The sequence below is a fragment of the Pantoea sp. S18 genome (assembly GCF_045689705.1).
GTDB lineage: Bacteria > Pseudomonadota > Gammaproteobacteria > Enterobacterales > Enterobacteriaceae > Pantoea > Pantoea symbiotica.
In genome coordinates, this window is record NZ_CP142689.1 from 826,162 (window position 1) to 842,802 (window position 16,641).

A 16,641-nucleotide genomic window follows, 5' to 3' on the forward strand; every position below is an offset into this window, starting at 1 on the left:
CGGATTTAATGCAGAGTAAATACTTATAATTGTTAGTAGGTTAGCTTTTATTGACGCCCCATTAAGTTTTACTTAATGCTCGCCAGGTGCATGTCATTCTTTTGTCATAACTCGCTCACGCTGATGTCAGAGCCGATTGCATATCCTGATGGCCTACCTTCCCATCAGGAGCATTACGATGAAATTGAATAAACTTACCTTTGCAGCGGGCATGCTGCTGGCTATCGCAAGCGGCGCGGCGCAGGTTCAGGCGCAGCCGATTAAGAATATTGTGCTGGTGCATGGCGCGTTCGTCGGCGGTGCGGGCTGGCGTCCGGTGTATGACCGTTTAACGCATGACGGTTACAAAGTGACGCTGGTACAAGAACCGCTGACCGGCTTCCCGGAAGATGTGACGGCGACGCGCCGCATTATCGATCAGCAAAATGGCCCGGTGATTTTGGTCGGCCACAGCTACGGCGGCGCGATTATCACTGAAGCCGGTAACGACGCGAAAGTGGCTGGGCTGGTTTATATCGCAGCGCATGCGCTGGATAACGGCGAAACCGAAGCCAGCAACGGCAAAAAATTCCCTAATAGCGCACACCCGTTTGCTAAATCCAGCGACGGTTATCTAACCATCGCGCCGGAAAATTACCACAGTGATTTTGCTGCTGACTTACCGGCGGCGCAGGCCGATTTTGAAGCGCACGCGCAGATGCCAACCAACTCAGCCGTGTTCACCGCCAATATTCCTGACCCGGCGTGGAAGACCAAGCCTAGCTGGTACATGGTGGCGAAAGCTGACAAAATCATCAGTCCCGATCTGGAGCGCATGTACGCCAAACGCGCGCACAGCCACACGGTGGAGATTGCCGGCGCCAGCCATTCGGTGTACCAATCGCATCCTGATGACGTCGCGAAGTTGATCGAGCAAGCCGCGTTACACGCCCAGCCCTGAAACCCTATCCCGCGGAGAAGCGCATGAAAATTTTGGTGATTGAAGATGAAGCCAAAGCGCGCGATTACATGCGCAAAGGATTGACCGAAGCGGGATTTATCGTCGATGTGGCAGAAAACGGCCAGGATGGTTTGTTCTATGCGCAGGAGCATCATTACGATTTGATTCTGCTCGACGTAATGATGCCCGGCATGGACGGCTGGCAAGTAATGGCGGCGCTGGATAAGCAGATCCACACGCCGATAATTTTCCTCACCGCCAAAGGCACGCTGGAGGATCGTATCAAAGGGCTGGAACTCGGCGCCGATGATTATCTGGTGAAACCCTTCTCGTTCGCCGAATTGCTGGCGCGCGTGCGCACCCAACTGCGGCGCGGCGGGCAGCAAAAGTTGCCGGATGTGCTGCAACTGGCCGATCTGCAACTCGATATCCTGAAGCGTCGCGTTGAGCGCGGCGGTCAGCGCATCGATCTCACCAATAAAGAGTTCAACCTGCTGCACTTGTTCCTGCTGCATCCCGGCGAAGTCCTGACGCGCACCGTAATTGCCTCGCGCGTGTGGGACATGAATTTTGATAGCGACACCAACGTGGTCGATGTGGCAGTAAAACGCCTGCGACAGAAAATAGATGGCCCGTTTGCCCAGCCGCTGATTCACACCGTGCACGGCGTGGGCTATCGCTGCGAAGCCGAATCATGAAAACCCGTTCGCTTGCCGCGCGCCTGTCGCTGCTGCTCAGCGCCACAGTGATCGTCATCTTCTCCCTCAGCGGCATCGCACTTTATCACTCGCTAGCGACACAGATTGGTGTGCGCGATGACGCGGCACTGCTGACGCGCATCGATCAGATCCGCACGCTGCTGCGCGATGAAGATGCGATTACGCTCATTCAGCAAAAGCCACGTTTGTTCGCCAACATGCTCGGCAATACCGAATCGTTATTGGTGCTGCGCTTTCCCGGCCAGCCGCCGCTGATTGTGGTCAATCCCGGCCAGCGTCCGATTCCTGCGATCACGCCGGTTCCTGCCGATCAACCGCTGGCGCTGTCTTCGGTGCATCATCTCGCCGCCGCAGAGGGTACGCCGTTTATCTCGGCGGCCGCGCTGGCGCCAACGCGTGATGGCAACGGCCAGATTGAGATCATTACCGGCCGCCTGATGAGCGACCGCACGCAAACGCTCAACAGTTATCGCGATCAAATCATCCTCGCCACCGCACTGGCGGCGTTGCTGGTGGCGGCAATCAGCATCTGGCTGGTGCGGCGCGGCTTAACACCGCTGCGTCGGTTGGCGGCGCAGGCGGATGCCATTGACGTTCGCCATTTGTCGCAGCGCATGCCTGAACAGGCGGCAGCGGAATTGCAGCCGCTGGTGGCGGCTTTTAATCAGATGCTGAGTCGCCTTGAACGGGGTTATCAACAGTTAAGTCAGGTTTCTGCTGATATGGCGCACGATCTGCGCACGCCGATTAGCACGCTGATCGGCCAAACCGAAGTGGCGCTGAGTCAAACGCGCAGCGTCGGCGATTATCAGGCGCTGCTCGGCTCCAATTACGAGGAGCTGGAACGGCTGGCGAAGATGATCGACAACATGCTGTTTCTTGCCAAAGCGGAAGATGCCAGCCAGGTAATGGATTTGCAGAACATCGATCTGGCGCTGCTCGGTGAGAAGTTACAGGACTACTTTGACGGCATGGCGGAAGAGCAGTCGATGCGGCTGGAGATGGCGCTGCACGGCGAACTTCGCGCCGATCCGCAACTGCTGCAACGCGCGCTGGCGAATCTGATGGCGAACGCCTTGCGCTATGGCGATCGAAATTCCACCGTGCGAGTTTTCAATCAGGACAGCAGTTTGATAGTGGAAAATCAGGGTCCGGCGCTGAATGCCGAACAGCAGGCGCGCATCTTTGATCGCTTCTGGCGCGCCGATGCATCACGTCATCAGGGCAGCAGCGGTTTGGGATTGTCGATTGTGCACAGCATTATGCGGCTGCATCAGGGAAGTTGTGAGGTGCACAGCGAAGATGGCACCAACCGTTTTACGTTGCGGTTTCCATCGGTTGGGTGCGGCCATTGAGACGGTGCGCATAAATGCGCACCCTACAAAATCGCGACCGCAAACTTCAAATAAAGGTAAAAATCTCATCACGCGGCAAGCGTGATTTCGGCAATGCAGCGTTGAAATCCGCCTCGCTGCGATAGCCCAGCGACACCAGCACTACGCTGGTAAAGCCCTTCTCGCGCAGGCCCAGCGCCTGATCCAGCGCGCGCTCGTCAAAACCTTCCATCGGCGTGGCATCAATCCCCAACATCGCCGTACCCAGCAGCAATCCACCCAGCGCCAGATAAACCTGTTTTTCCATCCACTGCGGCACATCGCGCTGCTCGTAACGATGCATATCCACGTAGCTGCGACGGCTCTTATCCTGCCCCGCTTTGCCTTCTGGCTTGGCGAAACGACCATCTTCCTCTTCCTGCGCCAGTACATTCTGTAAATGCGCTTCATCCAGATCGGTACGCATGCACAACGCGATAACGTGCGAGGCGTTCAGCACTTTCGGGCTGTTGTAGACAAATGCGCCCTCGGTGGATTTGGCCATCTGCTCGCGACCGGCGGCGGTAGACGCCACCACAAAATGCCACGGTTGCGAGTTCACCGATGACGGGCTGTTGCGCAGCACGTTCAGCAGGGTTTCGATTTCATCCTGCGGCAGGCTTTTGCCGCCCTCAAACGCTTTGACGGTGTGACGACGAGCGACTGCATCATTGAGTGTCATGGTCTATTCCTTATATTGTTCAAATTGAGAATGTTTTACGGTCGCCATAAATGGCGACCCTACGGATGTTCGGTGCTGTTTTGTAGGGTCGCCATTCATGGCGACCGCAAACTCAAAACCCGCTCAACACAATCTTACCGCGTGCGCGACCGCTCTCGATCAGCGCATGCGCCTTGCGCAAATTGGCGGCATTAATAACGCCGTGATGTTCGCCAGCGGTGGTTTGCAGAGTTTGGTCATCTATCAACTGGCTCACGCGCTGAAGAATTTCATGCTGGCGTTCCATATCGGCGGTATGGAACAGCGAGCGGGTAAACATCAATTCCCAGTGCAGCGAAATCGCTTTGCGCTTCAGCGGTACCGCATCCAGCGTTTCGGGATCGTCGATCAACGCCAGCTTGCCCTGCGGTGCGAGGGCATCAATCAGCTGATCGTAATAGCTGTCGGTGTGCGTTAGCGAGGCGGCATAGCGCACTTCTTTATGCCCAATTGCCGCCAGCTGTTCGCCCAGCGGTTGAGAATGATCAATCACGTGATGCGCGCCCAGCGAGCGCACCCAATCCGCCGTTTCCGGGCGGGATGCGGTGCCGATCACCGTCAATTTGGTTAGCTTGCTGGCAAGCTGCGTCAGCATGGAACCAACGCCGCCGCCTGCGCCAATAATCAGCAGCGCGGCGTTGTCATCGGCCTGCACCTCCAGACGATCAAACAGCAGTTCCCACGCGGTGAGCGAGGTTAGCGGCAGCGCGGCGGCATCGGCGTCATTCAGTGAACGCGGTTTGTGCCCGGCGATGCGTTCATCCACCAGCCCATATTCGGCATAGCTGCCCGCTCGGGTAATATCACCGGCGTAAAACACTTCGTCGCCCGGCTGGAACAGCGTGACGTCTGCGCCCACCGCTTCCACCACGCCTACCGCATCCCACCCCAGAATGCGCGGCTTATCGGTTGGCGCACCGGCACGCACTTTGGTGTCGACCGGATTCACCGCAATGGCGTGAATTTTTACCAGCAGATCGCGCGCGCCCGGCGTTGGCTTATCAACCTCGAGCTCATACAGCGCATTTTCATCGGAAATCGGTAAACCGTTTTGGCTATAAACAATGGCTTTCATCAGGCAGATCCTTATTCATCAGCAGGTTTGGTGAAGTGAATTCAGCATAGCGGGCCGCCGCGCAATGAAAAATGCCAGTTGCAGGTGAACACTTTCACTTTTAGAGTGAAAATCCCCGCTCACTACCACGATGAATAAGAAGATGATCCGACTGGAAGATGTCACTCTGTTTGTGCGTTCCGCCGCACTCGGCAGCTTTTCACGCGCCGCGCGCGAGGTGAATTTGCTGCCCGGACAGGTCAGCGCGGCAATTCAGCGGCTGGAGCGGGAACTGGATCGGCGCTTGTTTGCCCGATCAACCCGCAGCCTGCGCTTAACCGCCGAAGGGGAAAAGTATCTGCCCTATGCGCAAGAGATGCTGGCGCTGATGCATGCCGGTGCAGATAGCTTGCAGAGCGATGAAGACGCGCTGAGCGGCGAGCTGAAAATCGCACTGCCGTCGGATATTGGCCGTAACATTCTGCTGCCGCTGATCACCGATTTTTGCCGCGAGCATCCGGCGCTGGCGGTGCGTCTCTCGTTTTCCGACCAGATCAGCGATGTGTTCCGCGATCCGGTAGATATCGCCATTCGCTACGGCAAGCTGGAAGACAGCAGCTACGTGGCGCTACCGCTAGCGGAGGACAATCGCCGCGTGATGGTGGCGTCACCAGATTACCTTGATCGTCACGGTCGCCCGCAAATGCTGGAGGAGATCGCCCAGCACCATCATGGCCTGCTGTTTATTATGGGCGGCCACGTTTACGACAAATGGACATTTCCGCAGGATGGCATGCGCCGCCAGATCACGGTGAAAAGCCGCATGCTATGTGATGACGCCGAAGTGGCGCGGCGCTGGGCAATCGCCGGTATGGGCATCGCCTATAAATCGTGGATTGATGTGTGTGACGATGTGCTGGCCGGCAGGCTGGAGCGCGTGCTGCCGGAGATGCCGGGAGAAAGCACGCCACTGCACCTTATCTGCCCGCATCGCAAACAGTTCTCCCCGGCGATCCGCGCGCTGCATGAGGTGTTGCGCACGCCGCTGCGCCGGTTAACGGCGAAGCTCACCCAGCATGAGTAGCGTCGCGATGCGTAGTCATAAAGCTTTGCGAGCTGGATTCAGGAATCGCAATAATCTGTGTACTACGCAATTATCTCGCATGCATCTTTGATAGACTGCAATCTATAAAATAGATTGCAGTCTATCAAGATACTTCTGTAAGTTATTTCTGCAGCGACTCGATGCATTACCGCTTCTTTTTAAGTCGCTATAAATCCCAGGTGCGCATAAATGCGCACCCTACGAGAAGAGTCACCATGAAAACGTTAAATGAGATGCTGGCGACGCTGACGCCGGAACAGCAGCAACAGATTGATGAGCGTGTTACGCAGATGCGGCTGGAGAGCCAGCTGTATAAGTTACGTGAACAGTTACAGCGTACCCAACGCCAGCAAGCGGAAGCCATGAATATTGCACAATCTTCTGTGGCAGCGATGGAGTCGCGCGGTGCCGAACTGAAAATCTCTACGCTGAAACGCTACGTTGAAGCGCTGGGCGGCGAACTGACGCTGGGTGTAAAAATGCCGGGAGGCGAGCACGTTGATTTGATTGTTTGATCCCAGCCTTTACAGCCACTTAAGCAATAAAATGCATAGGTATGCAGGTGCGCATTCATGCTCACCAGGTTGCCATGAATGGCAACCCTACGGGATTTATAGCGATTGTGAGTTAAGAATACGCACTGCTGCTGCAGCGCGGGTGTTGAGGCGACATCCCAATCCGCTGAACGAAAGAGGGATTCCAGGGCGAGCCGCATGGATGCGGCGAGAGGTGGCGCTGAGCAGGAGCGAATCGCCACCAGTCCGTCAGGAATCGTGAATGAGTGAAGGCACCGCGAAGCGGCGGGTTGGGCTGGCGCAGGGCCCGGGAGTGCAGAGGGCGCGGCCATGCGTCCTCTGCTCGGTCGCCGCACCACGGTGCTGCAACTGCCTCAGCAAGAGGCGAACGAAAGTCGCTCTGCGCTTAATTGAGCGGCATTACGCCATTTATGGCGACCTGGCAAACAAACTATTTACTGCGGCTGGCTTCGGCGGTGAATTCATTCGCGGTGGCGAAGCCGCGTAAACCGCCGACCAGAACCGACATCAGCTGGGTGCCGACCTGTTTTTCCGTCAGCCCTACCGTGTCGAGCAAATCAAAGATTTCGCGCGGATCGAACAGGATATTCCACAGGAACACCGCCTTATCGCCAATATCCGGCAGCTCCATCTCCTCCATCGCTTCACGCAACGCCGGGCGTAGCGCGTCAGCCTGCACTAACAGGTATTCCGCGCCTTCCCATAAACGTTCCAGATAGCCGCGACGGTTACGCATCGGCACCATCGCCGCACCGCGCTCGCGCACCAGTTTGATCCAGTAACGGCTGACTTTTTCCAGCTTCAGTAAGCCGCTGCAGCTTTGCTCGAGACTGTAATCCAGCAGAAGTTGCCCCACGTCCTGACGATACGCATTCAGCACCTCTTCTACCGACGTAAACTGACGATAGGCGGTGGCCACGGAGACGCCCGCTTCTGCGGCGATTTCCGTCATGCTTATCGGGGTTTCGGAGCGCTCGAACAAGCGGGCAGCTGCCTGAATCAGGTTCTTGCGGTTTCTTTCGGTATCACTGCGCATCGGTTTTCCCGTCATTGTGGGTGTGCTTCCTTAAACGTGCTGATGTTACTTGAAACTGGCCAGGCCGCGCTTTAAACGGCGCACACCTTCAGTAATGGCTTCACTGCTGGCAGCGTAAGAGAGGCGCAAATGCCCTTCGCCCGCCGCGCCAAATTCACTGCCAGGCCGCACCGCGATGCCCTGTTCGCGCAGCAACGAGACCATATCAATCGCCGGAATCGGCAACGAATAGGCCGGGAAGCAGTAAAACGCGCCTTCGGGTTCATTGAGTTTCAACTCTGGAATTGCCGACAATCCTTCCATCATCAGCACGCGACGCTGGCGGTAGACATCATACATACGTTTTACGTCATCTTTACACTGCGTGAGCGCCACCAGCGCCGCACGCTGCACCGCGCTGTTCACCGATCCGTTCACCGTATTGTGCACGCGCGCGGCGGCGGCGATCATCTCCGCTGGTCCCGCCAGATAACCCACGCGCCAGCCGGTCATAGCGTAACTTTTGGAGAAAGTCTGACAGAACAGCGTGCGTCCGGCAAAAGCGGGAATGTGCAGCACCGAGGTAAAGGGACGATCGGTAAACACCAAATCGCTATAGGCTTCATCGGCGATCACCAGCGTATCGTGCTGATTCACCAGTTGGCCGAGCGCTTCAATTTCTGCGCGGCTGTGCACAATGCCAGTGGGATTGCCGGGATTGCAGAACACAAACAGTTTGGCGCCGTCGAGCGCACGATCCAGACGTTCCAGATCCCAGTGCAAATCCGCGCGGCACGGCATCGGCACGCAGATGCCGCCGGCCATATTGACCAAATCCGCATACAGCGAATAGGTTGGATCGGGGATCACCACGCGATCGCCTGGATTGACGATAGAGAGAATCGCCGCCGCAAGACCGGCGGTGCCGCCGTGCGTGACCAGAATTTCACCGGCTTTCACCGCGTTGCCGCTCTGCGCGGATACCTCGTCCGCCAGCGCGCTGCACAAAGCTTTTTCTCCGAGCAGCGGCGCGTAATGGGTGTAACCGGCTTGCAGTGCTTCAACCGCCGCTTGCACGATGCGCGGCGGCGTATCGAAATCCGGTTCACCCATCGCCAGAGAAACCATATCGCCGCTCGACGCAGGTTGCTGCACACGCAGCGAGGTGCGCTCTACACGTAATACCGCCTCAGCGGCTTTAAAATTTTGGCTCGACATAAAGATTCCTATTCCGATTTTTCACGTTCGGCCTGGCACGCTGCCGGGGCATTTTTCCAGCGGCTGATCTCGAGATCGCCGGAGAGATCGCGCAGCACCGTCGGCGCGACAATCAGTTCTTCCACCACGGTGCGTGCCGGTAAGCTGGCGCACAGCAGAATGGCTTCGGCCACATCTTCCGGCTGCACCATGCCATCCCGAATCACCTGATCCGGCGGATTGGCGCGGTTATCCATGATCGGCGTGTTCACTTCACCCGGTAAAATGCAGGTTGAGCGGATGCCGTCATTGCGGAAAGTGTTGTGCAGATACGTCATAAAGTTGCGCACCGCCGCTTTCGCTGCGCCGTAGGCCGCGCCACCCAGCAGGTTTGGCCGCAGCGCCGCCAGTGAGGAAACGGTGATGATGGTGCCGTTCTTGCGCGCCAGCATGTCCGGCAGCAGCGCCTGCGTCAGCAGAAATACCGCTTTCATGTTGACGTCCTGCACCTGATCCCACTCCTCTTCGGCAATCCAGCGCGCATTCAGCGTCTTGCTGGCGCTGCCGGCGTTGTTGACCAGAATATCCACCTGGCCCCGTTCGGCTATCGCCCACGTCACCAGCGCCTCAACCTCGGTTTTTTGCGCGATGTCTGCGGCATACGCCGATACTTTACCGCCCTGCGCGATCAGGCTTGCCGCCACCTCATCCAGCACCGCCTGACGTCGTCCCACCAAAATCACATGCGCCCCGCGCGCGGCAAAACCGGCTGCCGCCGCTTTACCAATTCCGCTACCCGCGCCGGTAATCAGCACCACTTTTCCCGTTAATCTGTCCATGTTTTAGCCTCTTGTAAGGTCATGCAGGTTCACGCCGTAATCACGCAACGCGCCCGCTTCAGTGATGTAACCTTCCCGCACATCCCACAGGATGGCGTTGAGATCGCGCTCAGCCACCGGCATCTTGCCGCCGCCGCCCGGCATTTGAATGGTGACTTCGTCGCCGGGTAACACATCATGGCGCCCCACCGGTTTCGCCAGCGATGCGCCGTTAATCGCCACAACGTTCGGCGCACCCGCCGCCGCGCCTAACACGCCCTCTGCCGCGTGTTTTTGCCGCGAATAGAACATGCTGTGTGAGAGCGGATATTTGCTGGTGTTGCGAATCACCATGCGCTGCGCCACGCCGCCGCGATAACGTCCGGCACCGCCCGAATCGGGCACGATGGATTTCTGCAGGAACAGCAGCGGCGTGGCGGATTCAATCAGCTCAACCGGCGTGGAGGACATGTTGCCGGGGAAGCCGGTGACAATGCCGTCTGCGGTAGGACGCGCGCCGGTGCCGCCGTTGACGCACAGGCTTTCGACAAAACGGCGTCCGTCATCGAACTGTCCGGCGAACACGTCGCAGGTGACCGGCGCGCTGCCTGAGTGGCCCATCACGCGATCCGGCATGATATCGGCCAGCGCAGTGAAAATGGCGGCGTGCGCCATGTGTCCGACGCGGTTACGCATCTCCACCGCACAAGGCGGGCGCGCATTGGCAATCGAACCTTCCGGCGCGGTGACGGTGATGGATTTGAAGCAGCCTTCGTTATTCGGCAGATGCGGCTCAAGCAGACATTTCAGCGGATAGACGCTGTAGGCATAGGTAAATGACATTGGGCAGTTGCTGCCAAACAGCGACTCCGCCGACGAACCGGCATAATCGATGGTGATGTTGCTGCCCTCGACAATCACCGCCACGTTGAGATGGATATCGCCTTCGTAGTCGCCAATATCCACCGCCGCTTCATAGCGACCATCCGGCACTGCCTCAACCGCTTTGCGCATGGCGATTTCAGTCAGCGAGTGAATCTTCTCCGCCAGCGGCGTCACCGATTCCAGCTGCAAATCCTCCATCAAGCCGAGCAAGCCGTTAGCGCCAATTTGGTTGGCCGCCAGCATGGCGTGCAGATCGCCTTCCACCTGATCCGGCGAGCGCACGTTGGCCAGGAACAGATCCAGCAATTGCTGATTCACCTGACCGGCAATCATCAGTTTGCTCGGCGGGATGAGGAATCCCTCTTCAAACATGTCGCGCGATGAGCCCATATTCAGCGAGCCGCCAATATCGGACATGTGCGCCGCCGCGCCGGTAAACGCCACCAGCTTGCCGGCGCGGAACACTGGCGTTACCACCGTCACGTCATTGAGATGGCCGGTGCCGAGCCAGGGATCGTTAGTGATCAGCGCATCGCCGGGTTTCAGCGTCTCCGCCGGAAATTTCGCCAGCAGATGACGCACCGTAGCGGGCAACGTGCCGATAAACACCGGCACGCTGGTTTTCGGTTGTGCCAGCGAGCTGCCGCTGGCATCCATCAGCAGGCACGAGTAATCGCCCACTTCGCGGATGATGCTGGAGAACGCCATGTTAACCAACGTGGCCGCCGCCTCTTCCGAGATGCTGACCAGCCGATCCCAGGTAATGCGCAGGCTAATCGGATCGTCGAGAAAACGCAGATGATCGTGGGTTGTCGCACTCATCAGTTCAGCTCCATCAAAATATTGCCTTGCGGGTCCAGCTGCGCGGATGCGCCGGGACCAACATAAATCGCGCACTCTTTTTCCTGCAGCAGTGCCGGGCCGTGAATGGCTTCGCCGGTGATCAGTAAGCTGCGCGGGATGACGCGGCAGGCGCTGAAGCCCTGCTCGCGGCCCAGATAGACCTGCAAGCTCTTCTCGCGCGCGTCGGGTTCAGGATGGCTGAGTTGATCGGTGGTATTCAGCACGGGTGGCGTGGTCTGCACGCGACCGCGCCAGTTAACCACTTCCACGCCTTGTCCCGGCAAGGTGCGACCAAAGCGCGCCAGATGGGCGGCTTCAAAACTGTCGATTAGAGCCTGAATATCGCCCTGCGCAAGGAAGCTTTCCGGCAGCGTGACGGTGAGCTCCGATCCCTGGCCGACATAGCGCACGCCCGCAAGTTTCTGCTGAATCGCGGTATTCGGATCGGCGTTGGCCGCCGCCAGCGTGGTGATCGCCTCGTCAAAGCCTTCGGCGAACAGCGCCGCAATGCGTTTCACATCAATGCCGGGCTGCAACCGGCAGCGATCGCTGCGCACAAAGTCGGCGCTGGGCGGTGCGGTTAACAAGCCGAAGGCCGAGTAAACGCCCGCTCCGTTCGGGAAGTAAACGCGCTTAACGCTGAGCTGTTTCGCCAGCGACCAGGCGTGGCTCGGGCCTGCGCCACCAAACGCCAGCATAGTCATTTGTGATGGGCTGACGTTTTTCTCCACCGAATGGGTGCGCAGCGCTTCAGACATTTTGCTGTTGGCCACTTCATGAATGCCCCATGCGGCGTCTTCAATGCTTAGCCCCAACGGCTCAGCGACGCGGCGAATCGCCTGACGCGCGGCTTCAACGTCGAGCGGCATGCGGCCACCAAGGAAGGCGTCGGGATCGAGCAAACCCAGCACCAGATTGGCGTCGGTGACGGTCGGCTGCTCGCCGCCGCGCGCGTAGCAGGCCGGACCTGGCCAGGCGCTGGCACTTTCCGGGCCAATTTCCAGCAGACCAAGGGAATCGACGCGCGCGATACTGCCGCCGCCCGCACCAATCTCAATCATGTCCACCACCGGCAACTTCACCGGCAAACCGCTGCCTTTCAGCAGGCGATCTGCGCGCCCCACTTCGTAATCGATGGTGATGGAAGGTTCGCCATCGCGCACCACGCATGCCTTGGCAGTGGTGCCGCCCATATCAAACGCCAGCACCTGACGTTCGGCGTTTTTACGCGCGAATGCGGCGGTAGCAACGATACCGCCTGCCGGGCCGGATTCAATGATGCGCGTGGGATAATCCGCCGCCACCTGCGGTGCCATCAGGCCGCCGTTCGATCCCATCACCAGCCAGTCGCAGGTGAAGCCGCCCTCGCGCAATTTGGTCTCCAGCCGCGCCATATAGCGACGCGCTTTCGGCTGCACAAAGGCGTTCATGGCGGTTAACACGCCGCGATCGTATTCGCGGATTTCCCGCGACACTTTGTGCGACACCGAGATCGACACGCCCGGCAGTTCGCGGCTGAAAATCGCTTCGATGCGATTCTCATGTTCCGGCCACGCATAAGCATGCATGCACAGTACGGCAACGGCTTCATAGCATTGGTCGCGCAGCTCAGCGGCCAGCCGAACCACTTCGTCTTCGTCGAGCGGCGTAATCACTTCGCCGCGTGCTGTCACGCGTTCACTGATTTCATACGACTGAGAACGCGGCAGCAGCGGCTGCGCCGGTGCACCATTCAGATCGTAGATGTCATAACGGTATTCACGCCCCAGCACCAAAACGTCACGGAAGCCGCGCGTCACCACGAAGGCGGTTTTCGCGCCACGCCGCTCCAGCAGCGCGTTGATGGCCAGCGTCGTGCCGTGCGTGATGGTGTGAATGTCGCTGGCTTTGAGCCCGGCCAACTCCACCAGTTGGGTTAAACCGGTGTACGCCCCTTCCGAAGGATCCTCCGGCGTGGTCAGGGTTTTATGCCGAATCGCCTCGCCAGAGATGTCATTCAACAGCACCAGATCGGTAAAAGTGCCGCCAATATCAAACCCTATCCGCCAGGGTGACGCGTTTTTCATAATGACCTCGAAATCCAGAATGTGGGCAGATTGCTACGGCGTTCACTCGGCAGCGAGTGGCTTACCGGCGGTTTCTTTCAGATACAGCGTGCTGATGAGCGTCAGCGCGGCGGTGAAAATCACCATATAGCTGGGAATGCTGGCGATGCCGGTAATCCCAATCAGCCATGTCATCAGTAATGGCGCGGAACCGCCAAAGATCACCGTTGAGAGGTTGAAGCCGATGCTGTAGGCGCTGTAACGCACGTTGGTGGGGAACATTTCGGCCAGCGTTGCCTGAATCACACCGGCATGTCCGGCGAAGGCAAAGGCCAGCAGAACGGCCGCCATGCAAGCCAGCGGGAACATGCCGAGCGTCAATAACCAGAAACAGGGCCACGCCAGCAGCGCCATCGCAATCGCCGACGCCACCAGCAGCGGCTTGCGTCCAAGACGATCCGACAGCCACGCCATCATCGGAATGGTGGCGATAATGGTGATCAAGCCGCAGGCGGTGACCATCAGGCTTTGAATCTGCTGGAAGTGCATCACTTTATTCAGGTAGGTCGGCATGTAGACAAACAGGATGTAATAGCCCGGACCGTTGACCGCTGGCAGCGTGATCGCCAGTCCAATCGCTTTCAGATGGCGCTTTGAGGAAAGCACTTCACGCAATGGATTGCGCACCACGCGCTTGTTGGCTTTTACCATCTGAAAATGGGGCGTGTCCTCAATGCGCGTACGGATGTAGACGCCAATCAAGGCCATCGGAATCGCCAGCAGGAACGGCACGCGCCACACCCAGGCGGTCATCGCCTCCGTGCCGAATACGTTGATCAATCCGCTGATCAGCAGGCTGCCGAACAGTAACGCGATAAACGATCCCATCACCAGCGGCGACATCACCACCGCGCGGCGATGATCTTCGGCATATTCCGCCACGAACGAACCGGCGCCCGAAACTTCGCCACCGGCAGAGAAACCCTGCACGATGCGCAGCAAAATCAGCAGCGCCGGTGCCGCCCAGCCAATGCTGGCGTAACTTGGCAGCAGGCCAATCGCTGCCGTCGCCAGCGAGATCATCAGCAGAAGAATCGCCAGCAGCTTCTGACGGCCCATTTTGTCGCCAAGATAGCCGCAAATGACGCCGCCGAACGGGCGCACAAAGAAGCTCACGGTGAAGCCGAGGTAGGTCAACATCAGGCCGGAATCGGTGGTGCTCATGTCACTGGCGGAAAACACCAGCACCAGTGAACTGACCAATAAGCCGTAAATGCCGTAGTCATACCACTCGACAAAGGATCCGACGCCGCCCGCCAGCGAGGCGCGGCGGACGACGTTATTCTTGGTTGTTCCGTCCTTCGGCAAAGCGTAATCCATTGTTACCGCATGTGATTTCGTCATTGGTTTGCCCTGAAAGTGTGGTGAAAACATCCCCGGAATGCGCTAAGCCTGCGGCTTATTTATACTGACGCGTCACTTCTGCCGTCATTTCTGCTTCACGGCGCGCCACTTCCTGTACCGCCGTTAATACCGCTTCGGCGCGCCAGAAGGGAATGATGATCACGCCGTCATCGTCGCCAACCACGATGTCACCCGCGCAGCACACCACGCCGCCAATCGCCACCGGCTCACCGATCACGCCCGGACCGTTTTTGAACGGACCCGCCGGCGTGGTGCCGCGACAGAAAGTGGGTAAACCGGTGGATTCAATCACGCTGCGATCGCGAACTGCGCCGTCGATAACCTGCGCCACCGCACCGGCATGCTGGAAGCGCTGCGTCAGCTGCTCGCCCACCAGCGCCCGATCAATGTGGCCCTGGCCGTTAATCATCATGACGTCGCCCGGTTGGATGTAATCCAGCGCGCGGATCACCGCCGCGTTGTCGCCTGCCGTGACCTGAACCGGAAAGGCAAAGCCGACAAACGCCGTGTTGGAGGAGACCGGAACAATGCCGCCATCACACATATTCAGTCTTTCCATCGCATCGCCAATGTTGGCAACCGGAAATTCGGCAAATGCTGCCAGCCATTTATTTTCCGGGCGCTGCCATGATGTCGAAATACGGACTTCAGCCGTTTCAATAGCCATTATCGGTCACCTTTTAAAATGAAAAATCATTATCAAGTGAGAAACTTTTATCATTTTAAAAATTAGGTGTGCAACGTCTTTTTTACATGAATATGACAGGTGCGAGGTTTTAAATTAACGGAATTGTGCAGGATTCAATCGGAGGGGGTGTTATTAATTTATTGATTATAAACAATATTCATTCAGTCGCTTTTAATCCGCTTAGCGGTCTGCTACCGAAATAAATCGGATTATGCGCTGCTATAGTATTTTCTTATGTTGATTTTATGAGGAGAAGCACAAATTAAGTGCATTATTTATTGAATCAGGCGATACGTGTCACAATTTGGTGCGGTAATTAACGCGGAGCCATAAGTAAATAAATAAAGGCTTCAGTTTTCAGCGGTTAAATAATTGGGGGCGATGTTACATTGCACTGTGGCGGTGCGCATAAATGCGCACCTGGTCGCCATGAATGGCGACCCTACGACAGCGGGTTTGTAGGGGCGCCATTTATGGCGACCGCATCACATCAACTTACCCTGAAAAATCGGTACCGATTCGAACAGATAGCCATCAAAGTCAGGTGCATCGGCATCGGATAACTCCAGTAGCGTATTCTTAACGTTTTCCAGGTGCTGCCACATCGCCTGCCACGAACCCATCACATCACGACGTCGCAGCGCGGCCAGAATGGTTTGATGATCGCCCAGCCACTTAAGCCGATAGGCGCGGGTTTCATACTGCGGTCGCAGCTGCTGCCACAGCGGGCTGGCTTCGTGATGACGCCAGACGCTGGTAACCGTATCGAGCAACATCTGATTTTGCGTCGCGCCCGCCAGCAACAGATGAAATAACTTGTCGTTATCCTGGCTGCTGTCGTTGAGCGCGATGGCGCGCTGCTCCTGCTCCAGCGTGCGGCGCAGGTTTTCGATATCAGCTTTGGTGGCCATTTTAGCGGCGAAGGCGGCGATATTGCTCTCCAGCAACTGACGCGCCTGCAACATCTCGAACGGGCCAACATCGCTGCGGAAAAATGCCTCTTCCGCATCCTCACTTTCCGAAGGAATGCGCATCACGTAAACGCCGGAACTTTGACGAATATCCACCGTGCCTTCCAGCTCCAGCATCAGCAACGCTTCACGCACAATGGTGCGGCTCACGCCCCAGGTTTCCGCCAACTGTCGCTCTGGCGGCAGTCGTGAGCCAACCGGGTAATGGCCATCGAGGATTTGCTGACGCAGATGCTGACCAATTTCCTGATACTGCTTTTTCTCTTGTGGCGCTTCGGCTTTTTCCACGCTCTCACCCTTTTGCAT

15 protein-coding genes are annotated in these 16,641 nt (G+C 57.6%); 5 read left to right on the plus strand and 10 right to left on the minus strand.

Annotated features, from left to right (window positions below; genetic code table 11):
* The first annotated feature begins 178 nt into the window (after positions 1–178).
* From VIJ98_RS23760 to VIJ98_RS23770, 3 genes are read left to right on the plus strand one after another with little or no spacing between them, the layout of a single operon-like run.
* Positions 179–940, plus strand: a complete 762-nt coding sequence (locus tag VIJ98_RS23760) for an alpha/beta hydrolase (protein WP_154190957.1) — start codon at positions 179–181, stop codon at positions 938–940.
* 23 nt (positions 941–963) lie between these two features.
* The gene (locus VIJ98_RS23765; RefSeq protein ID WP_323271707.1) at positions 964–1,638 is read left to right on the plus strand and encodes a heavy metal response regulator transcription factor; all 675 of its coding nucleotides are present in this window, start codon (positions 964–966) and stop codon (positions 1,636–1,638) included.
* Positions 1,635–3,014 carry a heavy metal sensor histidine kinase gene (locus VIJ98_RS23770; protein WP_323271708.1) on the plus strand — a complete coding sequence of 460 codons (1,380 nt, stop codon included), beginning with the start codon at positions 1,635–1,637 and terminating at the stop codon, positions 3,012–3,014. Before VIJ98_RS23765 ends, VIJ98_RS23770 begins: the two co-directional genes overlap by 4 nt.
* 46 nt (positions 3,015–3,060) lie before the next feature.
* Here the strand turns inward: VIJ98_RS23770 and nfsB are convergent, their stop codons facing one another.
* Both nfsB and VIJ98_RS23780 read right to left on the minus strand, forming a co-directional pair.
* Positions 3,061–3,714, minus strand: coding sequence for an oxygen-insensitive NAD(P)H nitroreductase (gene nfsB, locus VIJ98_RS23775; RefSeq protein WP_323271709.1), 654 nt, complete (start codon positions 3,712–3,714; stop codon positions 3,061–3,063).
* A gap of 112 nt (positions 3,715–3,826) precedes the next feature.
* Positions 3,827–4,828 (minus strand): zinc-binding alcohol dehydrogenase family protein, encoded by a 1,002-nt coding sequence (locus VIJ98_RS23780; protein ID WP_323271710.1) that lies wholly within the window; start codon positions 4,826–4,828, stop codon positions 3,827–3,829.
* A gap of 142 nt (positions 4,829–4,970) precedes the next feature.
* Between VIJ98_RS23780 and VIJ98_RS23785 the strand changes: the two genes are divergently transcribed.
* Together VIJ98_RS23785 and VIJ98_RS23790 are read left to right on the plus strand one after the other, a co-directional pair.
* Positions 4,971–5,891 carry a LysR substrate-binding domain-containing protein gene (locus VIJ98_RS23785; RefSeq protein WP_323271711.1) on the plus strand — a complete coding sequence of 307 codons (921 nt, stop codon included), beginning with the start codon at positions 4,971–4,973 and terminating at the stop codon, positions 5,889–5,891.
* A 236-nt stretch (positions 5,892–6,127) separates the two neighbouring features.
* Positions 6,128–6,427 (plus strand): helix-turn-helix domain-containing protein, encoded by a 300-nt coding sequence (locus VIJ98_RS23790; protein ID WP_154156548.1) that lies wholly within the window; start codon positions 6,128–6,130, stop codon positions 6,425–6,427.
* A 451-nt stretch (positions 6,428–6,878) separates the two neighbouring features.
* Here VIJ98_RS23790 and VIJ98_RS23795 read toward each other — a convergent pair whose 3' ends face one another.
* The 8 genes from VIJ98_RS23795 to VIJ98_RS23830 all read right to left on the minus strand — a co-directional run bounded on the left by VIJ98_RS23795 (position 6,879) and on the right by VIJ98_RS23830 (position 16,623).
* Positions 6,879–7,499, minus strand: a complete 621-nt coding sequence (locus tag VIJ98_RS23795) for a TetR/AcrR family transcriptional regulator (protein ID WP_008110124.1) — start codon at positions 7,497–7,499, stop codon at positions 6,879–6,881.
* Between the two features lie 30 nt (positions 7,500–7,529).
* A complete protein-coding gene (locus tag VIJ98_RS23800; RefSeq protein ID WP_323271712.1) occupies positions 7,530–8,681 on the minus strand; it encodes an aminotransferase class I/II-fold pyridoxal phosphate-dependent enzyme in 1,152 nt (383 codons plus the stop codon).
* 8 nt (positions 8,682–8,689) lie between these two features.
* A complete protein-coding gene (locus tag VIJ98_RS23805; RefSeq protein ID WP_323271713.1) occupies positions 8,690–9,499 on the minus strand; it encodes an SDR family oxidoreductase in 810 nt (269 codons plus the stop codon).
* A gap of 3 nt (positions 9,500–9,502) precedes the next feature.
* Positions 9,503–11,185 (minus strand): hydantoinase B/oxoprolinase family protein, encoded by a 1,683-nt coding sequence (locus VIJ98_RS23810; protein ID WP_323271714.1) that lies wholly within the window; start codon positions 11,183–11,185, stop codon positions 9,503–9,505.
* A complete protein-coding gene (locus VIJ98_RS23815) occupies positions 11,185–13,272 on the minus strand; it encodes a hydantoinase/oxoprolinase family protein (RefSeq protein ID WP_323271715.1) in 2,088 nt (695 codons plus the stop codon). Before VIJ98_RS23815 ends, VIJ98_RS23810 begins: the two co-directional genes overlap by 1 nt.
* A 42-nt stretch (positions 13,273–13,314) precedes the next feature.
* Positions 13,315–14,655 carry an MFS transporter gene (locus tag VIJ98_RS23820; protein ID WP_323271716.1) on the minus strand — a complete coding sequence of 447 codons (1,341 nt, stop codon included), beginning with the start codon at positions 14,653–14,655 and terminating at the stop codon, positions 13,315–13,317.
* Between the two features lie 55 nt (positions 14,656–14,710).
* The gene (locus VIJ98_RS23825) at positions 14,711–15,343 is read right to left on the minus strand and encodes an RraA family protein (RefSeq protein ID WP_323271717.1); all 633 of its coding nucleotides are present in this window, start codon (positions 15,341–15,343) and stop codon (positions 14,711–14,713) included.
* 506 nt (positions 15,344–15,849) lie between these two features.
* Positions 15,850–16,623 (minus strand): FCD domain-containing protein, encoded by a 774-nt coding sequence (locus tag VIJ98_RS23830; RefSeq protein WP_036650080.1) that lies wholly within the window; start codon positions 16,621–16,623, stop codon positions 15,850–15,852.
* Positions 16,624–16,641 lie beyond the last annotated feature (18 nt).